We start from the raw sequence: 3099 nt of genomic DNA, 5'->3' as shown, positions 1-3099 counted from the left end.
TTCCGATCTCGCGCGCGGCGGCGCCGCGCTCGACGCGGTCGAGGCCGCCGTCCGCACCCTCGAAGACGATCCCTGCTTCAACGCCGGGCGCGGCGCGGTCTTCTCGTGGGAGGGGGTCAACGAGCTCGATGCCGCGATCATGGACGGGCGGGGGCGACAGGCCGGCGCGGTGACCGGCGTCACGCGCACGCGGCACCCGGTGGCGCTCGCCCGCGCGGTGATGGAGGATGGTCGTCACGTCCTGCTGTCGGGCGCGGGTGCCGACGCTTTTTCGGAGCAAGCCGGCTGCGAGCAGGTCGATCCCGCCTGGTTCGCGCTCCCCGAGCGCCGCCGCCAGCTCGACGAGATCAAGGCGGGCGGCGGCTTCGATTCGGCGATGAAATACGGCACGGTCGGCGCGGTCGCCTGCGATGCCGCGGGCCATGTCGCCGCCGCCACCTCCACCGGCGGGCTCACCGCCAAGCGCTGGGGCCGGATCGGCGATTCGCCGCTGATCGGCGCGGGCACCTATGCCGACGATCGCGCCTGCGCGGTTTCCTGCACCGGCGCGGGCGAGGTGTTCATCCGCGCCGCCGCCGCGCACGAGATCGCCGCGCGGGTGCGGATCGGCGGGGAGAGCGTCGTCAATGCGGCGAGCGCGCTGATCGCCGAGGTCGGCGCGCTCGGCGGCAAGGGCGGGGTGATCGCGGTCGCGCCCGATGGCGCCGGCGGCTGGGCGTTCAACACACCGGGAATGTTTCGCGGGATCGCGCGCGGCGGTCACGATCCTATCGTCGCCATTTACGACGATGAAGGCTAAGCTTGACTTTTCGGGCGCTTTGTGCTTGGTATGTTCTCACTGTGGAGGTAGGATGATGCGGACGACGGGTTTGGAAGCGGCCTTCCTGCCGCCGCTCCGTTCGTCATCCCGGATCGGTTCCGGGGTCTGCCAGAACGCGTTCGAGGCGGCCGAGAGGCCGATCGATGCGTGGATGCCGGAACAGGCCCGTTACGAGCACGCTCGAAGGGCCCGGCATGACGGCGATGGCGAAAGCCACGAAGGCCATGAAAGCCACAAAGGCCACGAAGGCCACAAACCCTGTGGCTTTCGGTCGTGATGGCGCGCCGCCTTCCGGTGCCACGACGCCTGGGCCTGCCGCGCCTGGCCGCCTCGCTGGCCATCCTTCTCCTGATGCTCGGCCTCGCCGCGCCGGCCAGCGCGTGGTGGGAATATGGCCACCAGACCGTCGCCTCGATCGCGATGCAACAGGTCCAGCCGCGCACCCGCGCCTCGATCGTCTGGCTGCTCAGGCGCCAGGCGGTGCTGGAGACGCCCACCTGCCCCGCGCATACGATCGAGGAGGCATCGATCTGGCCCGATTGCATCAAGACGCTCGGCGATCGCTTCAACTATGCCTATGTCTGGCATTTCCAGGACGCCGAAATCTGCCAGCCGTTCGATCTGAAGGCGGCGTGCGCCAACGGCAATTGCGTCTCGGCGCAGATCGCGCGCGCGCGGCGGATGCTCGCCGATCGCAAGCTGCCGCCGCGCGATCGGCTGATGGCGCTGGCCTTCCTCGTCCATTTCGTCGGCGATCTCCACCAGCCGCTGCACGGCAGCGAGCATGACGGCGATCAGGGCGGCAACCGGGTCAAGGCCAGCTATGGCGCGCGCACCGGCACCAATCTCCATTCGATCTGGGACGGGCTGCTCGCCGATCGCGCCATCTCCTCGCCGCCCGGCGGGGCGGACGGCATCCTCTCCGGGATCACGCCCGAGGATCGCAAGGCGATCGCCGCCGGCACGATCGACGATTGGGGCCGCGAAAGCTGGGCGCTCGCCAAGACCCAGGTCTATGGCAGCGTCGAGGCCGACATCTGCAAGCCCACCCCCAAGACGCCAGTGACGATGGACGAGGCGACGATCGAGAGATTGGTGCCCGTGGTGCGCCTGCAAATCGCGCGCGGCGGCCTCAGGCTCGCGCGCCTGCTCGATGAAGCGCTCGACGGCGATCACCCCGAGGTGGCGCATCCGCCGAGACCGCCACGAACCGTAAATCCATGAACCCCCTGCCCGTCACGCCGGTGCGGGCTGGCATCCTTGTCTCTCTCCGCGGAGTGTCGCGCTTCGTCGCCACAGGCGTGGACCCCGGCCTTCGCTGCGGCGGCGATTGCGTCTGATATGCGCTATTTCCTCGATACCGAATTCGATGGCTTCGGCGGCCCGTTGCTCAGCCTCGGCCTTGCCGCCGAGGAAGGGGATCAGGATTATTATGTCGTGATCCCGTCATCGCAGGCGCCGACCCCCTGGGTCGCGCGCCACGTCGTCCCCTATCTCAGGAACGTCCCCGCCAATCTCTACAACGAGCTCGATGCCGAGGCCGCCGCGCACGATATCGCCGCCTACCTCCGCGCCGATCCCGATCCCGAGATCGTCGCCGACTGGCCCGAGGATATCGCGCTCTTCTGCCGCCTGCTGCTGATCCGCGAGACCGAGCTGCCCGACATCGGCGGCATGCGCTTCCGCTTCCTGCGCACCCCCGGCTTCTCCACCGCGCGCAACAGCAAGGTGCCGCACAACGCGCTCCACGACGCGCGCGCGCTCAGGGATTTCGTGCTGGGGATGGAGGGGTGAACGGCTTCCTTCGACCGAAGCGTCCAAGGGCTGTCCTGTTCAAGCTGAGACGTCACCCCGGACTTGATCCGGGGTCCTGCTTCTCTTCAACGTCGGCCAAGCAGCGGGACCCCGGCTCAAGGCAGGGGTGACGAGAGTTCAACAGGTCAGCCTCTAACGCACCTTCCGCAAGGACCAGCCCACGCTCGCGCCGTCCGGCGGCGTCTCGCCCGCGATCGTCACCACCTTGGTCGGCTGCGGCCGTCCGAACGCATCGATCCACAGGCTCTCCTCCAGGCTGAGCGCGCCCGCGTCGGTGCGGAACTGCCACGCCTCGCCCGCCGCCGGGCGGATCAGCACGCCCTTGCCGTCTGCGGTCAGCACCGGATCGAGCCCGGGCGCCAGATGGAAGCCGATCGCGAAGCGCGTCGCCGCCAGCGCGCGCTTGCGCCCCGCCGGCACCAGCCGGTCCTCGCCCGAAAGCTGGCGCCCGTCGGCGGCCAGCG

Annotated in this window: 5 protein-coding genes; 4 read left to right on the top strand and 1 reads right to left on the bottom strand. The window is 69.5% G+C overall.

Translation table 11 applies throughout. The features are described 5' to 3' along the window. The 4 genes from HUU94_RS08560 to HUU94_RS08545 form a co-directional block, all read left to right on the top strand. On the top strand, positions 1-799 hold a 799-nt coding region (locus tag HUU94_RS08560; protein ID WP_174274666.1), incomplete at its 5' end, for an isoaspartyl peptidase/L-asparaginase family protein. Between the two features lie 52 nt (positions 800-851). Continuing rightward, a complete protein-coding gene (locus tag HUU94_RS08555; protein ID WP_174274665.1) occupies positions 852-1097 on the top strand; it encodes a hypothetical protein in 246 nt (81 codons plus the stop codon). Beyond that, a complete protein-coding gene (locus tag HUU94_RS08550) occupies positions 1097-2044 on the top strand; it encodes a S1/P1 nuclease (protein WP_174274664.1) in 948 nt (315 codons plus the stop codon). The genes HUU94_RS08555 and HUU94_RS08550 overlap by 1 nt, the downstream gene beginning before the upstream one ends. 117 nt (positions 2045-2161) lie before the next feature. Further along, the gene (locus HUU94_RS08545) at positions 2162-2614 is read left to right on the top strand and encodes a hypothetical protein (protein ID WP_174274663.1); all 453 of its coding nucleotides are present in this window, start codon (positions 2162-2164) and stop codon (positions 2612-2614) included. 153 nt (positions 2615-2767) lie between these two features. On the opposite strand, the gene HUU94_RS08540 is transcribed toward HUU94_RS08545, so the two are convergent. Continuing rightward, a partial coding sequence (locus tag HUU94_RS08540; protein ID WP_174274662.1) for a heparinase II/III domain-containing protein occupies positions 2768-3099 on the bottom strand: 332 nt, incomplete at its 5' end.

The sequence above is a fragment of the Sphingomonas bacterium genome, assembly GCF_903644055.1.
GTDB lineage: Bacteria > Pseudomonadota > Alphaproteobacteria > Sphingomonadales > Sphingomonadaceae > Sphingomonas_I.
The sequence above is the reverse complement of the archived record's forward strand: the minus strand, read 5'-3'. Positions and strand labels throughout refer to the sequence as shown.